Below are 2,143 nucleotides of genomic sequence, written 5' to 3' on the forward strand. Positions count from 1 at the left end.
GAAGCGAAGACCGCCAGCGACGAGGCGTGGGGAGGCGTGAGGTGCGGTGCGGCGTGGCGGGGCGGGGCGTCGAAGGGGCGAGCCGGGAGGCGGGCGCAGGCGATGTAAGCACCGCAGGAGCGAACGCAGTGAGCGACGAGGAGCGCAGGGAGCGTGCGCCCGCCTCCCGGCTGGGGCTTCGGAAGTCGCAGTCGTGGCGGGAGCAGCCGCGTATCGCCGAGCGGTTGGGGCTTTGGGGGTTATCAGCACCGCTCCGCAGACGAGTGTTTATAAATGAGCGGCCGTGGTCGTCAGCGTACCACAGTCGAACACTTATAATCTCCTACCGCAACAAACGGACTCTCCTTAGTCCAGTCGCTTGTCGCGGAACGCGCGGATCACGTCCTGCCGGGCGATGATCCCGACGAGCCACCCGTCCGAATCGACCACGGGCACGCGGTTGATGTCGGGGTCGTCACCGACGAGCAGGTCCAACACCGCGTCGACGCTCGCGTCGGGCGTCACCGTCGCCACGTCGGCGCTCATCACCTCGGAGATCGGGCGGTCCGCGTTGCGGATCAGGTCGACCCCGAGATCGAGGTCGGCCCACGGCCGCTTCACCTGATACGAGAGGGTGTCCACGAACGGCGGGAGTCCGATGGGTATCCACAGCGTCTCGTCTTCGGGCTCGAACAGGTCGACGAGGTCGGACTCGGTGATCACCCCGACCACCCGCTCGTCGTCGTCGACGACCGGGAACCCGCTGAACTCGTAGCGGGCGAACCGCTTGAACACCTCGGCGACGTCGTCGTCCGGGGACACCGTCTTCACGTCCGGTTCCATGAGATCGCGGGCAGTCAGGGACATACCGGACGGTCACGGCGGGAGGCCGTAGGCGTTTCGCCCCGGGGGCGCGACGGGGGGTCCGACGTAACGGACTTACCGGCCGGGAACGCAGTCGATCGCGTGTACCGCAACGGCCACATCGGGGCGTCGCTCGCCGTCTACGCTCCGTTCGGGTTCCTCGTCACCGCGCTCGTCTCGCTTGAGGCCGGACTGCTCGGTGCCCTCGGCGTGGCGTCGACGGCTATGGTGCCCGACCTCGACGTGCGCGTCCCGTTCGTGAAACACCGGGGGATCACGCACACCGTCTGGTTCGCGCTACTGGTCGGAGCCGCGTTCGGGACCGTCGGACTGGCGCTCGGTGTCCGGAACGACGCCGCGACCGCCCTTCTGTTCGGCGGCGTCGGGTTCCTGTTCGGCGCGGGGACGATCGTCTCGCACCTCCTCGCCGACGCGCTCACGCCGATGGGGGTCCGGCCGTACGCGCCCGTCCGGGACGACGAGTACACCCTCGACCTGTTCGCGGCCGCGAACCCGGTCGCCAACTACGCGCTCCTCGGGCTGGGTGGCGTCACCGCCGCGGTCGCGCTCGTCGCCGGCGAAGCGGTTCCGGTGTGAGGTCGCAAGATCGCCGGACGGACCGAGAGGTCGGACGGACCGAGAAGTCGGACGACGGACCGGACGTGGCGTTTAATTGGTAGTAGTCGATCGGCTTCGTATGACTGACCGGCCGCGACGTGGAGTTCACCGACGGCCGCAGAGGGCAACCGACCGAGTCGTCGGACCGACACAGAATCGGAACGGTGCGAGCGCGGATCGCTCGCGATGACCCGGGAGTTCTGACACGCAGCTATGGAGCGACTGTACGTCTTCAACGGCGCGTTCGCGGTGATCGGGCTGTCGATCGGAGTACCGGCGATCCGATCGCTCGCTGCCGGCGACCACGGCATCGGGGTGCTACTCATGGCGGTCGGCGGAGTCGGGTTGGTCGCCACCGCCGGCTACGAATCGCTGCGAACCGACCCCGAGGGGTTCACGGCTTCCGGAGGCGCGCTCTTGCTGTTGATCGGTGCGGCCTGTCTGACTCTCCTCGGAACCGTTCTCTCGGAGATATCCGGTGTCTGAACCGACGCCGACAGAGTCGTCCGGCGGCCGGTCGCACCGCTCAGGGGAGTTCTGGCTACCGGGGTGACGAAACGAGATATGGCCGGGGTGGGCTCCGAACCCACGATCTCCGCATGTCCCAGGTCCGAGGCTCGGCGGAGCCACGGGAAGGACGCGGACGCTTCCAAGGCGTCACCGCACCGAATCTCTGAACCCT

At 68.1% G+C, this 2,143-nt stretch carries 3 protein-coding genes; 2 read left to right on the plus strand and 1 reads right to left on the minus strand.

Going from position 1 to position 2,143, the window contains the following annotated elements:
- Positions 1–345: 345 nt before the first annotated feature.
- Positions 346–846 (minus strand): CBS domain-containing protein, encoded by a 501-nt coding sequence (locus BN903_RS10250; RefSeq protein WP_048077638.1) that lies wholly within the window; start codon positions 844–846, stop codon positions 346–348.
- A 99-nt stretch (positions 847–945) separates the two neighbouring features.
- Here BN903_RS10250 and BN903_RS10255 point away from each other — a divergent pair, with 99 nt between their 5' ends.
- Together BN903_RS10255 and BN903_RS10260 are read left to right on the plus strand one after the other, a co-directional pair.
- Entirely contained in the window at positions 946–1,440 is a 495-nt protein-coding gene (locus BN903_RS10255; RefSeq protein WP_048077639.1) for a metal-dependent hydrolase, read from the plus strand.
- A gap of 234 nt (positions 1,441–1,674) precedes the next feature.
- Entirely contained in the window at positions 1,675–1,947 is a 273-nt protein-coding gene (locus BN903_RS10260) for a hypothetical protein (protein WP_048077640.1), read from the plus strand.
- Positions 1,948–2,143: the final 196 nt, after the last annotated feature.

This window comes from Halorubrum sp. AJ67 (genome assembly GCF_000513435.1).

Bases quoted from the DNA above. Each gene is read 5' to 3' on its own strand.
- BN903_RS10260 (WP_048077640.1), top strand. From the start codon at position 1,675: ATGGAGCGACTGTACGTCTTCAACGGCGCGTTCGCGGTGATCGGGCTG.
- BN903_RS10250 (WP_048077638.1), bottom strand. From the start codon at position 846: ATGTCCCTGACTGCCCGCGATCTCATGGAACCGGACGTGAAGACGGTG.